General features: G+C 70.2%; 12 protein-coding genes. 7 read left to right on the top strand and 5 right to left on the bottom strand.

What is annotated here, in order from left to right:
• Nucleotides 1-28: 28 nt before the first annotated feature.
• Nucleotides 29-862, bottom strand: a complete 834-nt coding sequence (locus CDN99_RS11135) for a TspO-related membrane protein (protein ID WP_202820252.1) — start codon at nucleotides 860-862, stop codon at nucleotides 29-31.
• Nucleotides 863-950: 88 nt separating this feature from the next.
• On the opposite strand from CDN99_RS11135, the gene CDN99_RS11140 reads away from it, so the two are divergent.
• The 7 genes from CDN99_RS11140 (at nucleotide 951) to CDN99_RS11175 (ending at nucleotide 10,947) form a co-directional block, all read left to right on the top strand.
• Nucleotides 951-3,065, top strand: coding sequence for an ATP-dependent helicase (locus tag CDN99_RS11140; RefSeq protein WP_088384932.1), 2,115 nt, complete (start codon nucleotides 951-953; stop codon nucleotides 3,063-3,065).
• An 81-nt stretch (nucleotides 3,066-3,146) separates the two neighbouring features.
• On the top strand, nucleotides 3,147-4,331 hold the full coding sequence (locus tag CDN99_RS29270; RefSeq protein WP_238139480.1) for a serine hydrolase: 1,185 nt from the start codon (nucleotides 3,147-3,149) through the stop codon (nucleotides 4,329-4,331).
• Nucleotides 4,332-4,693: 362 nt separating this feature from the next.
• On the top strand, nucleotides 4,694-5,395 hold the full coding sequence (locus tag CDN99_RS11155) for a CCDC90 family protein (protein ID WP_088384934.1): 702 nt from the start codon (nucleotides 4,694-4,696) through the stop codon (nucleotides 5,393-5,395).
• Nucleotides 5,396-5,530: 135 nt separating this feature from the next.
• Complete coding sequence (locus tag CDN99_RS11160) at nucleotides 5,531-7,507, top strand: ABC transporter ATP-binding protein/permease (protein ID WP_088384935.1); 1,977 nt, start codon at nucleotides 5,531-5,533, stop codon at nucleotides 7,505-7,507.
• 44 nt (nucleotides 7,508-7,551) lie between these two features.
• Nucleotides 7,552-8,091, top strand: a complete 540-nt coding sequence (locus CDN99_RS11165) for an MgtC/SapB family protein (protein WP_088385214.1) — start codon at nucleotides 7,552-7,554, stop codon at nucleotides 8,089-8,091.
• 123 nt (nucleotides 8,092-8,214) lie between these two features.
• A complete protein-coding gene (locus tag CDN99_RS11170; protein WP_088384936.1) occupies nucleotides 8,215-10,608 on the top strand; it encodes a hypothetical protein in 2,394 nt (797 codons plus the stop codon).
• A gap of 102 nt (nucleotides 10,609-10,710) precedes the next feature.
• Nucleotides 10,711-10,947 (top strand): hypothetical protein, encoded by a 237-nt coding sequence (locus tag CDN99_RS11175; protein WP_088384937.1) that lies wholly within the window; start codon nucleotides 10,711-10,713, stop codon nucleotides 10,945-10,947.
• Nucleotides 10,948-10,975: 28 nt separating this feature from the next.
• Here the strand turns inward: CDN99_RS11175 and pdeM are convergent, their stop codons facing one another.
• From pdeM to CDN99_RS11195, 4 genes are read right to left on the bottom strand one after another with little or no spacing between them, the layout of a single operon-like run.
• Nucleotides 10,976-11,743, bottom strand: a complete 768-nt coding sequence (gene pdeM / locus CDN99_RS11180) for a ligase-associated DNA damage response endonuclease PdeM (RefSeq protein WP_375134435.1) — start codon at nucleotides 11,741-11,743, stop codon at nucleotides 10,976-10,978.
• A 25-nt stretch (nucleotides 11,744-11,768) separates the two neighbouring features.
• Complete coding sequence (locus CDN99_RS11185) at nucleotides 11,769-14,657, bottom strand: ligase-associated DNA damage response DEXH box helicase (protein ID WP_088384938.1); 2,889 nt, start codon at nucleotides 14,655-14,657, stop codon at nucleotides 11,769-11,771.
• Nucleotides 14,654-16,309, bottom strand: a complete 1,656-nt coding sequence (locus CDN99_RS11190; RefSeq protein ID WP_088384939.1) for an ATP-dependent DNA ligase — start codon at nucleotides 16,307-16,309, stop codon at nucleotides 14,654-14,656. The genes CDN99_RS11185 and CDN99_RS11190 overlap by 4 nt, the downstream gene beginning before the upstream one ends.
• Nucleotides 16,306-17,520 carry a ligase-associated DNA damage response exonuclease gene (locus tag CDN99_RS11195; protein ID WP_088384940.1) on the bottom strand — a complete coding sequence of 405 codons (1,215 nt, stop codon included), beginning with the start codon at nucleotides 17,518-17,520 and terminating at the stop codon, nucleotides 16,306-16,308. The genes CDN99_RS11190 and CDN99_RS11195 overlap by 4 nt, the downstream gene beginning before the upstream one ends.
• Nucleotides 17,521-17,735: the final 215 nt, after the last annotated feature.

The following is a 17,735-nucleotide window of genomic DNA, read 5'->3' on the forward strand; positions in this document are numbered from 1 at the left end:
GCCGGCCGCGACCGGCCCGGGGACGCGCTCAGGGGCGTCGATAGGACATGGCCGGTGTCCGTCCGGACCCGGATCCCCCCGAGCGACGGTTGCGGATGCGCAGCCAGAGCGTCTGCCCGGCCAGCACCACGACCAACGCGGCGGCGATGCCCGCCGACGCGCCGGCGCCCTCCATCGCAGCATGCGATTGCTTCACGTAGACGCCGATCAGGCCCCATAACACGGCGGCGGCATAACCGAGCGCCGGCAGGCCGGCGTCGGGCCGATGCAGCCGCGCGTTGGCCACCAGCACCAGGAGCGCCGCCAGCGCCCACAGCACCAGCGTCCAGGGCAGTTGATCGGCGGTCGGCAACAACTGCTCGGCGACGATCACCTGGGCCGTGTTCAGGAAGGCCGCCAGCGACAGCCAGCCGGCATGCAGGCCCAGCGGCAGCACCGCGAACCAGGCGCTCGCGCCGCGCGGCGCCGCGTGCGCGAGCAGCATCAGCGCCCACAGCAGGCAGATCAGCGCCAGCCAGATCACGGCCAGCGCCAGCCAGAACCACTGCTGCGAGAACACGATCATCCAGCTCGCCGTCAATGCGAAGCCGATGACGACCAGCCAGTGGCAGCGATGCGACTCGCGGTGTCCTTCGCGGTCCGGCACCTGGCGATGACCGCGCAACATCCACAGCGCGAAGACGAAGTCCAGCAGGAAGATCACGCCCCAGATCGAGAACGCGTACCCGTCCGCCACCAGCAGCGTCGGGAAACGATCCGACACGGTGCCGTTGTCGGGGCCGAACAGCCCGCGTTGCGACGCCCAGGCCACCAGGGGCATGGACAACGCGGCGAGCATGACGAGGATCTGAAGCATGGGCATGGAAGGATGTCAGTCTGCTCCCCCGGCAATGCGCATGCCACCTCCGATCCAGCAGGGCTGGTTTTACATACAGCTATCATCCCCGCCCATGCCCCCCGCAGAAGCCATCGCCGACGCCGTGCCGACCATCGCCCCGCTCTCCGACGCCGCGGCCACCGACGTTGACGCCGACCTCAACCCCGAGCAGCGCTCCGCGGTCGAGCACGGCCTCGGAGCGCCGGGGGCGCATGGCCCGCTGCTGGTGATCGCGGGGGCGGGCTCGGGCAAGACCAAGACGCTGGCGGCGCGCGTGGCGCATCTGATCCAATCGGGCGCCGATCCGCAGCGCCTGCTGCTGCTGACCTTCTCCCGCCGCGCCGCCGGCGAGATGGAACGGCGCGCCGGCCGCATGCTGCATCGCGCGCTGGGCCTGCGGCCGACGCAGGCACCGCCCCGTTTCCCCTGGGCCGGCACCTTCCACGGCGTCGGCGCGCGACTGCTGCGCGAGTACGCGGCCCGCATCGGCCTGGCCCCCAACTTCACCATCCTGGACCGCGCCGACGCCGAGGACCTGATGGGATTGCAGCGCCAGGCGCTGGGCCTGGCGGAGACCGCCGAGCGCTTCCCGCTGAAGGCGACCTGCCTGAACATCTACTCGCGCGTCGTCAACAGCGAGGCGCGGCTGGACCAGGTGCTGCAGGACCACTTCCCGTGGTGCTTCCCGGCTCACGACGCGCTCAAGCGCCTGTTCAAGGCCTACGTCGAGGAGAAGCAGCGCCAGCAGCTGCTGGACTACGACGACCTGCTGCTCTACTGGGCCGAGCTGATGGGTGATGGCGCACTGGCCGCGGAGCTGGGCGAGCGCTTCCAGCACGTACTGGTCGACGAGTACCAGGACACCAACCGTTTGCAGGCGACCATCCTGCAGCGCCTGAAGCCGCGCGGCGACCGGTTGACGGTGGTCGGCGACGACGCGCAGGCGATCTACTCGTTCCGCGCGGCCGAGGTGCGCAACATCCTCGCGTTCCCGACGCAGTTCGACCCGCCGGCGCGGATCGTCACGCTGGAGCGCAACTACCGCTCCACGCAGCCGATCCTGGACGCCTCCAACGCCGTCATCGCGATGGCGCCCGAGCGTCACGAGAAGCGCCTGTGGACCGACAAGGTCTCGAGCGAGCGCCCGCAACTGGTCACCGTCGACGACGAGGCCCGCCAGGCGCAGTGGGTCGCCGACCGCGTGCTGGAGCGGCGCGAGCAAGGCCTGAAGCTGACGCGCCAGGCGGTGCTGTTCCGCACCTCCAGCCACAGCGCGCCGCTGGAGCTGGAGCTGACGCGGCGCAACATCCCGTTCGTCAAGTTCGGCGGCCTGAAGTTTCTGGAGAGCACGCATGTGAAGGACGTGCTCAGCGTGCTGCGCTGGGCGGAGAACCCGCGCGGCCGGCTGGCCGGCTTCCGCGTGGCCCAGTTGCTGCCGGGTTTCGGGCCGGCCAGCGCGCGGCGGCTGCTGGACGAGATGGCAGCGCCGGCCGAGCCGTCGCAAGCGCTGCGGGACTTCAAGCCGCCCGCCTCCGCCGCCGCGTCCTGGGCCGGATTGCGCGACCTGCTGCTGCGCCTGATCGCCGCATCCGACTGGCCGGCGGACCTCGAGGACGTGGTGCAGTGGTACGCGCCGCACCTGGAGCGCCTGCACGACGACGCCCCGGTGCGCCTGGCCGATCTGGAGCAGATCGTCCGCATCGCCCAGGGCCATGGCTCGCGAGAACGTTTCCTGACCGAGCTCACGCTCGATCCGCCGGACGCGAGCAGCGACGAGTCCGGCGTGCCGCACAGGGACGAGGACTACCTGATCCTGTCGACCATCCATTCGGCCAAGGGCCAGGAGTGGAACGCCGTCTACCTGCTCAATTGCGTCGACGGCTGCCTGCCGTCGGACCTGAGCACCGGCGCGCAGGCGCAGATCGAGGAGGAGCGCCGGCTGCTGTACGTGGCGATGACGCGCGCCAAGGACCACCTGGCGGTGATGGTGCCGCAGCGCTTCTACGTCACGCAGCAGACCCGCCATGGCGACCGTCACCTGCACGCGACCGTCTCGCGTTTCCTGCCCGGCAAGGTGGTCCGCCACTTCGACAAGGTCGGTCCGGCGAATCAACATCAGGCGCCGCTGCCGGAACTGCTGAAGCCGGCGCTGGACGTCGCGGCCAGGCTGCGCAAGGCATGGGACTGAACGCGCCGACGGAACGCCGACAGAACGCGTAACGCACGTTACGGCAAGCCGCTATGGACGGCGGCGCAGGAAAACTCTAAGGTGCGCAGCTGTCAAATCCTGACCCCGCCGCCGCGCGCCACCCGCCAGCCCCCGACCGCCGTGACGATCCGAGACACCGTACTCAGCACCCTCGCCCACACCAACTGGCGCCTCGCGCTGCCCGCGCTGGCCCTGACCTGCGGCAGCCTGCTGGTCCAGGCCGCCAGCGACGCCCCCGCCGCGGACGTCGTGGTCCCGACCACGGCCGCGCTGACCGATCCCTCGGTCCCCGCCGCGGCCGCGCCGGCGACTTTCGCTCCCGTCACGGCGCCAGGCACGGCATCGGTCACACCGCTGGCCGCGTCCGCGTCGACCGCCACGGCCCCGTTCGCCTCGTCCTCCCCGGCTTCCGCCGCCAACCCGGCCCTGTCCTCGCCGGCCATCGCACTGGCCCGGCCCGCTCAACCCGCCGGGCCGGTCCTGTCCACCGAGCCGCCGGCGATGAAGCTCCCGGTCAACGCCCGCCACATGCTGGTGATCGACGACAGCGGCCGCGTCCTGATGGCCAAGGACGCGGACAGCGTGGTGCCGGTCGCGTCGCTGACCAAGCTCATGACCGCGATGGTGATCCTGGACGCCAGGCAGGACATGCGCGAGCAGATCCGCATCGACGACGCCGACGTCGACCGCCTCAAGCACAGCCGATCGCGCGTGCGCGTCGGCGCGACGATGACGCGCGAGGCGGCAATGGAGCTGGCGCTGATCTCGTCCGAGAACCGCGCCGCGTCCGCGCTGGCCCGCAATTTCCCGGGCGGCCTGCCGGCCTACGAGGCGGCGGTCGTGGCCAAGATCCGCGCGCTGGGCCTGACCCACACGACGCTGGCCGACCCGACCGGCCTGTCGCCGGCCAACACGTCGACGGCCACCGAATTTGCCCGCATCGCAGCCGCCGCGTCGCGTTACCCGGACATCGCGCGCATCAGCAGCGACCGCCGCAGCCAGGTCGAGATCAACGGCCGCCCGCGCGAGCTGCGCAACACCAATCATCTGGTTGGCGCCAAGGGCTGGGATATCCGCCTGTCCAAGACCGGCTACACCGACGAGGCCGGTCGATGCCTGGCGATGCGGCTGCGCAGCGGCGGCCAGACCATCACCGTGGTGCTGCTCGACGCCGACGGCTCCGCCCAGCGGCTGCGCGACGCGGCCTTGATCCGCAAGTCGCTGTCGAAGATGGCCGCCGCCTGATCCCCTGCTGTCGGGACGCTGCCCCCGGCAGTCTTCTTTCGATCCCGCCCCGTCACCGCTGGCCTTCGAGTCGGGCCTGGCCGCGAGTGCTCGCCTGGGCACGCGTTTCACGGACCCGACGATGGCATTGACCGGTTGTCATTTCGCGTTGTGAGTGAATGGTCATTTGACAATTGCGAATGATCAGACTTCGACCGACTTCGATTCCGAAACCACATTCGGATCGAATCGCGACTCCTAGCATTCGAGGCTTCTTTCCTCGCATGTACAGGAGTCAACGCATGCAACCTCATCCTTCCGAATCCAGTCACGGAGGCGGCGTTCAGCCGGTCCTTCTTCCTCCCTCGCGCAATCACGTCGAAGTGATTTACACCTGCAACCATGCCGGTGACTTCCAGGAGATTCGCTCGGACGTGCGGCATCTCAAGGAGCGCGCCGACGCCATGCAGGCGGACATCAAGGAGATCCGCTCCGACGTCAACGGCCTGCGTATGGAAGTCCAGGACGTCCGCGCCGATGTCAACGGCATCCGGTCCGAGGTCCACGGCCTGCGTGCCGAGGTCCATGTCCTTCGCGCGGAGGCCAAGGAGTTCCGCGTCGAGATTCGGGACGAGCTGAAGGCGCATGGAAAGAGGCTGGACGCTTTTCAGCTCGAGACCCGGACCGACATGAGCAACATGCGGCAAGAGGTCAAGAGCGACATGAGCAACATGCGGCAAGAGATCAAGAGCGACATGGAGAACATGCGGCACGGGATCAAGAGCGACATGGACAACATGCGGCACGAGATCAAGACTGACATGGACACCATGCGGCATCAGACCAAGACTGACATGGACACCATGCGGCATCAGACCAAGACCGACATGGACAACATGCGGCACGGGATCAAGACCGATATGGAACACCTTCGATTGGAGTTCAAGTCCGACCTCGACAAGGTCCTGGCGGCCGTGATGGGACGCGTCGACGACCGCATCAGCGCCCGCCTGCTGCGGTGGTTCGCCGGGACTTGCGTGGGATCCAGCGCGGCCGGCGCGATCGTGGCCAAGCTGATGCATTGAAGGCGACGGGCGCCGGGGGGAGTCCTCCTCATCTCGCGCCTCCCTCCTTCACCCGCTGTAGTCCCCGTCCTACCCCCGCCCTGATCCGGTGGAGCTACCGTCGAGTCACCTCGGCAGCCCGGCTCCAGCCCCCTCATGGCGACCCCCACCTCCTCCGCGACGGACCTGCCGCCGTCCGCCGCCCACGGCACGAATCCACCCGCGCCCCAGGCCACGCCCAAGCCGAGGCGCAGGCGGCCACCGCGCCTGTCCGCCGCGGCCTGGCGCCAGTTCCTGCAGATCGCCAAGCCCTACTGGCTCGGCAACCAGCGCAAGTCCGCCTGGGCCTTGTTGGTGCTGTTGATCGTGCTGATGCTGTGCGAGACCCAGCTCGCCGTGCTGCTCAACGACAAGACGGGCGAGATGACCTCGGCCCTGGCCGCCCGCGATCACACGCGCTTCTGGCTGTCGGTGCGCGACAGCCTGATCGTGCTCGGTTTCGCCGTGCCGGTGTACGCCTTCTACTACTACATGCGCGACGCGTTCTCCAACCATTGGCGACGCTGGCTCACCGGCAAGTTCCTCGACGGCTACCTCGACGGCCGCCAGTATTACGAGATCGGCAGCGGCGCCGCCGGCGACCTGGACAACCCCGACCAGCGCATCAGCGAGGACATCAACACCTTCACCGGCCGCTCCACCAACTTCATGCTGATGCTGATGGGCTCGGCCATGCAACTGGTCGCCTTCTGCGCCGTGCTGTGGTCGTTGTCCAAGGCGCTGGTCGTCTTCCTCGCGGTCTACGCGACGGTCGGCACCTTCCTGGCGCTCTACGTCTTCGGCTCGCCGCTGATCCAGCTGAACTTCTGGCAATTGCGGCGCGAGGCGGACTTCCGCTTCGGCCTGATGCGGGTGCGAGAGAACGCCGAGTCCATCGCCTTCTACCGCGGCGAGCGGCAGGAGCGCGCCCACATCGAAAGCCGCTTCGAGGCCGTGTTCACCAACTACCAGAAGATGATCAGGAAACAGCGTTCGCTCAACCTGTTCCAGCGCGGCTTCAGCCAGCTGACGCTGGTCGTTCCGAGCGTGATCCTGGCCGATGCCGTGCTCTCCGGCCGGCTGGAAGTGGGCGCCGCGGTGCAGGCCGCGGGCGCCTTCGCGGCGGTGCTGACCGCCGTGTCACTGATCGTGGACAACTTCGAGAGCCTGAGCCGCTTCGTCGCCGGCATCGACCGGCTGCACGCGCTGTCCGAGGTAATGCACAAGCGCAAGAGCCGCGTCGATCGCGACCGCGAGCGCATCGTCACCACCCACGCCGACCGCCTGGCCTTGCGCGACCTGACGCTGTACACGCCGCAGTTCGACCGCATGCTGGTGGAGAAACTCGACCTCGCCCTGCAACCCGGCGAGAGCCTGCTCATCACCGGCGTCAGCGGCTGCGGAAAGAGCTCGCTGCTGCGCGCCATCGCGGGCCTGTGGCGCACCGGCAGCGGCACCATCGAGCATCCGCCCCTGGAGGACGTCTTCTTCCTCCCCCAGCGGCCCTACATGCAGCCCGGCACGCTGCGCAGCCAGATGATCTATCCGGACACGACCACCGACCTGGACGACGCGGCGCTCCTGGCCATCCTGGACGACGTCAGCCTGCCCGAGCTGGCCGGGCGCGTCGGCGGCCTCGAAGCGACGCAGGACTGGGAGAAGCTGCTGTCCATGGGTGAGCAGCAGCGCCTGGCCTTTGCCCGCGTGCTGGTGCGCAAGCCCCGGATGGTGATCCTGGACGAGGCCACCAGCGCGCTCGACGGGCGCAACGAGTCCCGGCTCTACCAGCGCCTGTGCCGCGACGGCGTGACGCTGGTCAGCATCGCGCACCGACCGGCGGTGCTCCAACATCACAGCCACGTGCTGCAGCTCAAGGGCGACGGTGCCTGGGAAATCCATCCAGCCAAAGGCTTCGTCTTCGACGGGCACGACCCGGATCCCGCGGCGGCCGCCGAGCTGTCGACCGCGGTCGCGGCGGAGGTCAAGGCATCGACGGCACCGGCCCTGGTCCCGCCATCGGGCATCGAACCCGCCGAAGCCCGTCAGCCGCTGGACGACTTCCCGCCGCACGCGACGAAAAAGGATCCGCCATGAACACGCTCGACCTCCTCGCGCCCGCGCTGAATCCCGCGCTGTCGATGGTGGCGGGCGACGCCGCCCTCGACACGCGATCCTGGACGCAGGAGATCGTGGACACGTTGCGCGCCGAGTTCTCCGACATCCCCGACGTCGCCCAGATCACCCGCCTGGTCGTGCGGCTGCTGCTGGCCGCCTTGCTGGGCGGCATCCTGGGCTACGAGCGCGAGCAGCAAGGCAAGGCCGCGGGCGTGCGGACCCACATGCTGGTGTCGCTGGGCGCGGCGTTGTTCGTGCTGGTCCCGCAACAGGGCGGCATGCCGATGCCCGACATGAGCCGCGTGCTGCAGGGCGTCATCGCCGGCATCGGGTTCCTGGGTGCTGGCGCGATCCTGAAGCTGAAGGAGGAAGCGCAGGTCCACGGCCTCACCACCGCCGCCGGCATCTGGATGACCGCCGCGATCGGGGTCGCGTGCGGCTTGGGCCGCGAGGCCACCGCCGTCGTCAGCATGCTGCTGGCGCTGGCGATCCTGACGCTGGTGCCGCACCTCACCGGCTGGTACGCGCGGTCACGGCGCGACAAGTCATCAGCCTCTGACTGAGCGCGATCGCGCGGTCCACCTCCATTCGTTCCCTCCGCGCACCTGTGGCGCCGCCAGGACGCTGGAGAACCGCGGGCGGCTTTCCCGGACTACCTTCATTCATTCTTGAACGGAGTCCCGTCCATGTGGCCCAACCAACCCTTTGTCCCCCATTCCACCAGCGCGCCGGCGGACCACGTCAACGCGACGCTGTCAAGCGCGGCGAGCTACGTGGCCGACGAAGCGCTCGCCCCCCATCCGTTGGTCGCGACTTTGGCGCGGCATCGCCACCAGATGCTCAGGGAAGCCGCCCGCCTTCATGTTCGGAGTTCCCCACACGCTGCCTTCTGGGTTGGGGAAACGGGAGCCCAGTCGGAGGCATCCTGGGTCGATAGACTGGTTCGCGCCGCCCTGCTCAGACTGGACGACACGACGCTCACCGCCGAGGAGCGCGCCGCGAACAACGAGATCGATCCTCCATCGGGCCTCGACATGCAGACGTCGAAGTTTGCCAAACGCACGGCGAAGCACCTGACCCCGGCCACCGTGCTGCGCGATTTCGTGCGTCAATGTCTGCGCGACATCGACATCCCGAACTCCTCAGGCGGCGCGCCGTCGCTGAACGAATGTCGACTTCGCGTGGTCGGTCTGGAACGCCGGTTGAATCTCCGCATCCCTGAGGCCTGCGTGCTTCGCTTCAGCGAGAACCGCTCGCAGGCATGGGTGCATCACGATCCCACCCTGCTCGCCAAGCACATGTGGAACACCGTGCTGGAGCAGCGGCGATCACCCACCCCGCCCACCAGGCTGAGCCTGCGCCTCGCGGGCGATGAAGGCCCCAACAACCGCCTATGCATCGACGCGCAGGGGGCCTGCATCGCGGTGGGCGCCGGCACGCGCTCGTTCGAGCGGCCCGTCGGCATCCACGACCTGGCCGCGATCGACCGTGCCGACGTGTCAACGGCAACCAGGTTGACCGCTCAAGAACGGGACCTCATCGCCTCGACCGTCATCGATGCCGCCGAGTCCGCTCAGTTGCACGCACTGCCCCCCGGTTGGATCCTGTCGCGGGACACGGCGGCTCGGTTGCTCCAACGCCTCGGCGACGACGACGCGGTGGCATGGATAAATCGCCATCTGCCGGGCGCTACGCCAGCGGTCCAGCGGCATATGGCAGATGCGGCGGTGGATGCCTGGCGACACGGACTGGTCGTGCGCGCGTTGCCCGCGATCGGACACGGCACTGCCATCGCCGCATTGACACCAAGGACCTCGTCGTTTCTCGATGCTCGATGCCTCAACTGGGCTGTCTTGAGTGACAACCCCACACGGGTCTCTACGCTGATGAAGGCCCTGTTGGATGGCATCGGCAAGGGACTCGACGCGGAGGAGGTGGTGCGCATCTTCCGGCCGAATCCCCAAAACCTGCCTCTGCACAAGGCCCATGGTCCGCGAAAGGATGCGGTGGTCCGTGCATACCTGGATGCGGTCGAGCGCGCGGCCCTGGACGAGCGTCTTCTTCCGGGACAGATCGAGGTGTTGCTGGGCGGTGCCCGCCCGCCGGATCAGAGTGTCGGCCTGGTGGGAACGAGTCGATCGTATGACCCGCTGGCGCGCGAATTGATCTCGAGATTCCAGGCGCTCAGGCGGTCCGAACTCATCGATTCCGCGGCCATGCGCCGAATTCTCCACGGCACCGAAGCACGCCATTCGACGACATTCACCTTGTCCACGGTGAGTAAGGGCAATGCCTCGGAGTTGGACGCGTGGCTGACGGAAATCCTGCGGATGCATCGGACAGGTCTCCTGACCCGCGAGGACGCTGCCGCCCTGATCAGCGACCGCGGCCGCGGAGGTGTCAATCTATGGGGCGCCGCGTTGCCTAGCTATAAACCCACCAGCGATCAGTTGGGTGGCCGCATGCAATCCACCCTCATCCGGTTCTTCGAGCAGGCCATCGATCAGCAGTTGTTGCCTCCTTCGGCTCTGCGCGACGGTTTGCTTTCTCGCGTGCCCGACAACGGACGGTACTGGTTGGCGGCCTGGGCCGGCATCGATACCACGCCCCAAAGCGCTGCGGGCGCGTCCTTGCTGTTCGACGAGGTCGTTCGACTGCGCGCCTCGGGCCGATTGTCCGAACCCGACGTGTGCACCGTGCTCGAAGCGATGCTCGATACGCCACGACCGGCGACTCGCGGCCTTCAACTACGGACAACATGGTCACCAGTCATGTCCGCGGTGCAACAACTGGAGCGGTTCTGGACGCTATCCAATCGCCTGTTGATGGACGGCCAAGTGCGTCTCGAATCGATCGCCGCGCTGCTCTTGCCCGACGAGACCGGCGCGCCAGCCGAATCGATCTGGGCGGGCGCGATAGCCTCACCTGCAAGTGACAACCCCCATTCGACGATCCTGCATCGCGCTGAACTCCGAGGCATCATCACCGCGGAACAACGCCGCCGGGCGTCCGACCTGGCACAGATGCTCGCCCGCGCTGCCTGGCCAATCCACCGTGGACGAATCGCACCCGGCCGCTGATCCGCCGACACGTCCGCGTCACGGCCTTGCGCGACGCAGGCATGACAGTTGCCGCCGCTTGCGTTAGGGTCGCCGGTTGGGGGCGTGACCCGGAGCGACAGCATGGATATCGATACCGTCTCTTACGTTTTTCAGGGCCCGGACGGCACCTTCACGATCAAGCCGCGCCTGTCGCGACGCTGGCGGGTCAAGCGCGACAGCGCGCCGTGGGGCGACTCGTTCGCGACCGCCGAGGCGGCGGCGGGCGAGCTGTCCAAGCATTTCGCCGTGCCCGCGGACATCGCCGAGTGGACCGAGGTCGGCGACTTCCACACCGACGTCGGCGGCTTCCACCTCTGAGCCTCTCGCCCGCCGCGGCGTTGGCCCCTCACCCGGACGCGGGGCCGCGCCCCGGAGCGCGCTCGGGGGCCGCCCACACCGCCCCGCCGCCGATGGCGTGGCAGCGTGCGTCGCGCGGCAGTCCGTCCAGCGTCGTGCCGGTGAAGGCACCGAACGCGGGCAGGATCATGAGCCCCTCCGACTCGCAGAAGCACGGCAGGCGGTGATACTCGTGGGCACGACCGCGCAGTGTCACCGCCGGGTGCAGGTGCCCCGCCAGCACATGGGCACCGTCGACGCGCAGCGGGTGATGGCACGCCGCGAATGGTCCGAGGCCGCCGCGCCAGGGTTCGTCCTCGATCGCGAAGCGCAGCGCCGGCGGCGGATCGCCGGCACGGCTGTCGTGATTGCCACGGATCAGCACGCAGTCGAGTGCCGCGTGCCGCTGGCGCCAACGGTGCACCGGATCGAGCACCTGCGCCTGCTGCGCCGCCGCCGCATGCAGCAGGTCCCCCAGCACGACGAGGCGCCGCGCCCGCGTGCCGTCGACCAGCCGGCTCAACCGCGACAGGTTGTCCGCGGTCGTGCCCGACGGCACCGGCTGCCCCAGCGCCCGGAACGAGGCCGCCTTGCCCAGGTGCACATCGGCAACGAAGAGCGTGCCCGCGGCGGGCCACCAGAGGGCGCGTTCAGGCAGCAGCCAGACACGCTCGCCGGCGAGCGTCATCGCCAGCGAGCCGCGCGGGGCTTCGGCGCCGGGATCGCCAGGCCCCATCGACGGATACGGATCCGGCGCCGTGTTCGGTGCTTCGGTCATGTCGAGATCATCGCCCCACCTCGCCTCATCGGGGCGTGCCGGTGGCCCGAGGCAACCGGGGCGAGGACCGGCCCGCGCGACGCGCGCGCGACTGCCGTCGCCCCCGGCCCGGCGGGCCCGGGGCGTCTCCTCGCGTCTCCAGCGCCAGCGACTCGCCGATTGCCCACTGCGGCGATGACGCCTTCGCGAAGACGCGATCCGCCGGCTCATGCGCGGTGCCCACCGCGTCGCCGCCGGCACTGCGCTCCAGCTCGGACACCATGCGCGCGATGCGCTCGCCGAGCGGCTCGTTGCTGAGCTTCTCGCGGAAGCGCTCGACCATCAGCGGGAACGCCAGCGGCGTGGGCTTGCGCAGCGCATGGACGCGCAGCGTCTGGCCGGCCATGCGGTCCAGCGCGGCGGCGAGCTGACGCACGTCGAGCTCCTGCGTCAGCAACTCCTGCTCCGCCTGCGCGAGCAGCCGGTTGCGCGGGTCGTACTGCTGGAACACCTCGAAGAACAAGCTCGCCGAGGCCTGCAACTGTCGGTTGCTGCGGCGCTCGCCCGGATGGCTCTGGAAGATCAGGCCGGCGATGCGCGCGATCTCCCGGAAGCGTCGACGCGCCAGCTCAGTCGCGTTCAGGCTGGCCAGCACCTCGTGCAGCAACACGTCCATCGGGCGCGGCGCCAGCAGCGCGGGCAGCCGCTCCGCCCAGTCGACGGGCTTGGCGCTGAGCAACTCGATGCCGTAATCGTTCAGCGCGATCGAGAAGGTGCCTGTCTCCGGCTGCGCCGCCCGCCACGCGATCAGGCCCGCCAGGCCGAGGTGTACCTTTCGTCCAGCGAAGGGATAGAGAAAGAGGTGCCAGCCCTCGCGCGACTTGAAGGTCTCCGCGACCAGCACCTCCGGCGCCGGCACGCCGGACCAACGTCGCTGGACCTCGATCAGCGGCCGCACGCATGACATCTCCGGCGAGTCGTAGCGGCCCGCGTCCGCCGCGGCGAGCTCGCGCAGCACCGCATCCGCCAGCGTGCTCGACAGCGGCATGCGCCCGCCGTTCCAACGCGGCAGCGCGGCACGGCCCGCGGTGGCTCGACGCACCAGCGCCGTCATCTGCTCGACCCGCACCAGCTCCAGCAATCGGCCGCTGAACATGAACGCGTCGCCGGGCTTGAGGCGTGCGATGAAACTCTCCTCGACGCTGCCCAGCTTGCCGCCGCCCAGGTACTGCACCGAGACCGACGCATCGCTGACGATGGTGCCGATGTTGACGCGATGACGCCGCGCCAGGCGCGCATCGGGCACGCGCCAGATGCCGGCCTCGTCCGGTACCACGCGGTGATAGTCGGGGTAGGCCGCGAGCGACGGCCCGCCCTGTCGCACGAAGTCCAGGCACCACTGCCACGACTCCGCCGACAGCGGCTCGTAGGCCACCGTCGACCGCACCTCGTCGAACAGCGCGTCCGGGCGGAAGCCCCCGCCCAGCGCCACGGTGACCAGGTGCTGCACCAGCACGTCGAGCGGCTCGCGCGGGCTGTGGCGCGCCTCGATCTTTCCCGCGCGCACGGCGGCGCGCGCGGCGGCGGCCTCGACCAGTTCCAGGCTGTGCGTCGGCACCAGCGTGATGCGCGACGGCCGTCCGGGCGCGTGGCCGGACCGTCCCGCGCGCTGCACCAGCCGCGCCACGCCCTTGGCGGAGCCGATCTGCAGCACGCGATCCACCGGCAGGAAGTCCACGCCCAGGTCCAGGCTCGACGTGCACACCGCCGCCTTGACGCGGCCCTCCTTCAGGCCGAGCTCGACCCACTCCCGCACCTCGCGGTCCAGCGAGCCGTGATGCAGCGCCAGCACGCCGGCCCAATCCGGACGCGCCTCCAGCAGCGCGCGATACCAGCGCTCCGCCTGCGAGCGCATGTTGGTGAAGACCAGGCAGCTCGCGCTGGCCTCGATCGCCTCGACGACCTGCGGCAGCATGCGCAGCCCCATGTGGCCGGCCCAGGCGAAACGCTCGGCGGTGGCCGGCAGCAGCGTGTCGATGATCAGCGTCTTGTCGGTCTCGCCCTGGACCAACGCCGCATTCGCCGTCACGTCCGGTCCGACGCCGAGCAGCGTCCGCAGCGCTTCGTCCAGGTTGCCCAGCGTGGCCGACAGACCCCAGGTCATCAGCGCGGGCAGGCGGTCGGCGTGGTTGGCGTGGTTGGCGCGGTTGGCGCGGTTGGCGCGGTTGGCGTAGCCGGCGTGGTCGACGGGGTCGGCCGGGTCCGCGTGATCGGCGCTGGCGGCGTGTGACGCGTGATCGGTGCGGGCCACGAGGGCTGCAGGATCGGCGTCGGCGTCGGCGTCGGCGTCGGCGGCGCGAGCATCGCCCCCGCCACGGAAGCGACGCAGGCGGGCCAGCGCCAGTTGGGTCTGCACGCCACGCTTGTTGCCCATCAACTCGTGCCATTCGTCGACGACGACCAGCCGCGTTCGGCCCAACTGATCGCGCGCGTCGGCGCGGGACAGCAGCAGCGACAGGCTCTCCGGCGTCGTGACCAGCACCGTCGGCAGCCGGCGGTCCTGCGCGGCACGTTGCGCCGAGGTCGTGTCGCCGCTGCGCAGGCCGGCGGTCCAGCCGGGGCACAGCGCCGCCATCGGCGCTTCCAGCGCGCGCAGCGTGTCGGCCGCCAGAGCCCGCATGGGCGTGATCCACAGCACCGTCAACGGCGGGCCGAGCGGCTTGCCACCTCGCCCTCGGGCCGTGGCGCCGACCTCGTCTCGCAGCGCCGCCAGCGCGCCCAGCCACACGGCGAGCGTCTTGCCGCTGCCGGTGCTGGAATGCAGCATGCCGCTGCGTCCGCGCGCCATCTCGTCCCAGACCCGGTGCTGGAACGGGAACGGCGTCCAGCCCCTGGCCGCGAGCCAGGCGTCGACCCGCGCGCGCGCGTCCGTCATCGCGCCCCCGGCAGCAGCGCCTGCAAGGACTGCAACGTGTCGGCCTCCTCGACCGGCTTGTCCTCGCGCCGCCGCAGCATGCGCGGGAAGCGCACCGCGATGCCGCTCTTGTGCCGGCCGCTGCGGGCGATGCCTTCGAAGCCGAGCTCGAAGACCATCGTCGGCGTGACGCTGCGCACCGGGCCGAAGCTCTCGGTCGTCGTCTTGCGGACGATGGCGTCGACCTGCTGGATCTCGGCGTCGGTCAGGCCGGAATACGCCTTCGCGAACGGCACCAGTTGCCGCGCGGGGTCCTCCGGCGGCGCGTTCCAGACGGCGAAGGTGTAGTCGGTGTAGAGGCTGGCGCGCCGGCCGTGCCCGCGCTGCGCGTAGATCAGCACCGCATCGACGGACAGCGGGTCGATCTTCCACTTCCACCAGACGCCGACATCCTTGGTCCGGCCAACGCCGTAGCGCGCGTCCCGGCGCTTGAGCATCATCCCCTCGACGCCCAGCGCGCGGGCCTGCATGCGCTGCCGCGCCAGGTCGGCCCAGTCGGCGCCGGCGATCAGCGGGCTCAATGCCAGCGACGGCAGCGGATGCGCCGCCACCAGCCGCTCCAGCCGCGCGCGGCGCTCATGCTGCGGACGGGCGCGCAGGTCCTCGCCGCCCTCCTCCAGCAGATCGTAGACGCACAGCGTCGCCGGCAGCTCGCGCAGCAGCTTGGGGCCCAGCGTCTTGCGGCCGATGCGCCGTTGCAGCTCGGCGAACGGCTGCGCGCGGCCGTCGCGCCAGATCAGGACCTCGCCATCCAGCACGGTGCCGTCGGGCAAGGCCTCACCCATCGCGCGCAGCTCGGGAAAGCGGTCGGTGACGAGCTCCTCGCCGCGCGACCAGATCGACGCTTCCCCATCGCGCTTGACCAGTTGGGCGCGGATGCCGTCCCACTTCCATTCGATCAACCAGTCGTCCGGAGGCCCGATCGCGGCGTCGAACTGCTCGACCGGCAAGTTGAACGGGTGGGCGAGGAAGAACGGATACGGCTGCCCGCCGCGCGCCGCGCCGTCACCGCCGGATGCATCGGCGGGAGCGACCAGCGCCTCGTGGTCCGCCGCCATGGGCCGCGCGCCGATGTGCGTGTAGCCCATCAGGCGCTGCGCGATCACCTTGGCGTCGACGCCGCTGACAGCGGCCAGCGCCTGCGTGACCTGCAGCCGGGACACACCGACGCGGAACGCGCCAGTGATCAGCTTGAAGTAGACGAGGCGCTGCTCGACCGCCAGCGTCGCCCACTGGCTCTGCAGGTCGAGCGCGAGGTCTTCGGGCGGCCGGCCGCGCAGCGGCAGCAGGTACGCCGTCATCCACTCGGACAACGGCCGCTCGATCGTCTCGGTCGGCTCGGGCAAGAGCAACGAGATCGTTTCGGCGAGATCGCCGACGGCCTCGTAGCTCTCGTCGAAGAGCCACTCCGGCAGGCCCGCGGCCAGCCGCGCCTGCTCCCGCAGCAGCCGGGTCGGCACCAGCTGACGCGGCTTGCCGCCGGCCAGGAAATACACCGCCCACGCGGCGTCCGCGGCGGGCGCCGCGCGCAGGTAGGCCTGCAGCACCAACTGCTTCGCCAGACTCGACGTCGACGCGTCCAGCTCCCGGTAGAGCGCGGCGAAGGCCTTCATGCGGTCTCCGGATCGTCAGGCAGAGCCGATGGGGACGTCGGGAGCCGAGGCTCGGCCCGGACGTCGGCCTCGGCCCGACCTTCGCCGTCGTCCTCCTCGCCGTACTCGGTGGCGAAGGCTTGCGCCCGCAGGCCCTGCTCGCTCAGCCAGCGGACCATCACGGGCACGCTGCCGTGAGTGACGAAGACGCGCTCGGCACCGGTGCCGCGGATGGCGGCCTGCAGGCCGGGCCAGTCGGCATGGTCGGACATGACGAAGCCCCGGTCCACGCCGCGCCGCCGCCGCGTGCCCCGCAGCCGCATCCAGCCGCTCGCGAACGCATCGGCCGGATCGGCGCCGAAGCGCCGCAGCCAGGTCGAGCGGGCGGCCGACGGCGGCGCGATCACCAGCGCCCGCGCGAGCGCCGCCTTGTCCAGCGCCGGGTCGGTCGCCAGGAAGGTCGACGGCAGCGCGACGCCCGCGGCGCGATACACGGCGTTCAGCGGCTCGACCGCGCCGTGCGCGACGATGGGTCCGATCGACGCGTCCACCCCATGCAGCAGCCGCTGCGCCTTGCCCAGCGCGTAGGCATACAACACCGACGCGCGGCCGGCCTCGGCGTTGCGACGCCACCAGGCGTCGATCTCTGCGAACAGCGCGGCCTGCGACGGCCAGCGGTAGATCGGCAGGCCGAAGGTGGACTCGGTGATGAAGGTGTCGCACCGCACCGGCTCGAAGGGGTCGCAAGTGCCGTCGGCCTCGAGCTTGTAGTCGCCCGAGGCGACCCAGACCCGGCCGCCGTGTTCAAGCCGCACCTGCGCCGATCCCAGCACGTGTCCGGCCGGATGCAGCGAGACGCGCACGCCGCGGTGCTCCACGATTTCCCCGTAGGCCAGCATCTGCAGGGTGATGTCCTCGCCGAGCCGGCGGCGCAGGATGGGCGCGCTGGCCTGATGGGCCAGGTAGTGGGCATGACCCGGGCGCGCGTGGTCGCTGTGGCCGTGGGTGATCACCGCGCGGTCCACCGGGCGCCAGGGGTCGATGTAGAAATCCCCGGGCGGGCAGTACAGCCCCTCGGGCCCGGCGATGACGAGATCCCCCTGCTCCTGACCTCCCGCCGGGCCGGCGTGGCCGACCTGGGCGGCATCCTGCCCCGCCCGGTGGGCGAGGCCGTCCGCGCCGGTCGCGTCGGCGGATGCGGCACGGGGATCCGGATCGACGGGAACAACCATGGCGACGATGCTAGCCCGGCCCCTCACCGCCGCTTGTAGGACGGCGACGCGTCCGGCCCCCCGGACACGGACCGGCGACGGTCCAGCCTGGCGGCGACGCCGCCCCGGATCAACGGCCGCATCGCAAGCGGTGGACGGCCGGAACAGGCGCCCCCTCTCGCCCCGGGGCGCACCCGCGATGTGGGTAGGCGGCCCGGCCCGCCTCCCCTACACTC

It is taken from the genome of Roseateles aquatilis, from assembly GCF_002205645.1.
Classification (GTDB): Bacteria; Pseudomonadota; Gammaproteobacteria; order Burkholderiales; family Burkholderiaceae_C; genus Roseateles; species Roseateles aquatilis.

What these genes read in the sequence shown, in the direction of transcription:
- CDN99_RS11135 (WP_202820252.1), bottom strand. Translation starts at nt 862, where the DNA reads ATGCCCATGCTTCAGATCCTCGTCATGCTCGCCGCGTTGTCCATGCCC.
- CDN99_RS11140 (WP_088384932.1), top strand. Translation starts at nt 951, where the DNA reads ATGCCCCCCGCAGAAGCCATCGCCGACGCCGTGCCGACCATCGCCCCG.
- CDN99_RS11160 (WP_088384935.1), top strand. Translation starts at nt 5,531, where the DNA reads ATGGCGACCCCCACCTCCTCCGCGACGGACCTGCCGCCGTCCGCCGCC.
- CDN99_RS11165 (WP_088385214.1), top strand. Translation starts at nt 7,552, where the DNA reads ATGGTGGCGGGCGACGCCGCCCTCGACACGCGATCCTGGACGCAGGAG.
- CDN99_RS11170 (WP_088384936.1), top strand. Translation starts at nt 8,215, where the DNA reads ATGTGGCCCAACCAACCCTTTGTCCCCCATTCCACCAGCGCGCCGGCG.
- CDN99_RS11175 (WP_088384937.1), top strand. Translation starts at nt 10,711, where the DNA reads ATGGATATCGATACCGTCTCTTACGTTTTTCAGGGCCCGGACGGCACC.
- pdeM (WP_375134435.1), bottom strand. Translation starts at nt 11,743, where the DNA reads ATGACCGAAGCACCGAACACGGCGCCGGATCCGTATCCGTCGATGGGG.
- CDN99_RS11185 (WP_088384938.1), bottom strand. Translation starts at nt 14,657, where the DNA reads ATGACGGACGCGCGCGCGCGGGTCGACGCCTGGCTCGCGGCCAGGGGC.
- CDN99_RS11190 (WP_088384939.1), bottom strand. Translation starts at nt 16,309, where the DNA reads ATGAAGGCCTTCGCCGCGCTCTACCGGGAGCTGGACGCGTCGACGTCG.
- CDN99_RS11195 (WP_088384940.1), bottom strand. Translation starts at nt 17,520, where the DNA reads ATGGTTGTTCCCGTCGATCCGGATCCCCGTGCCGCATCCGCCGACGCG.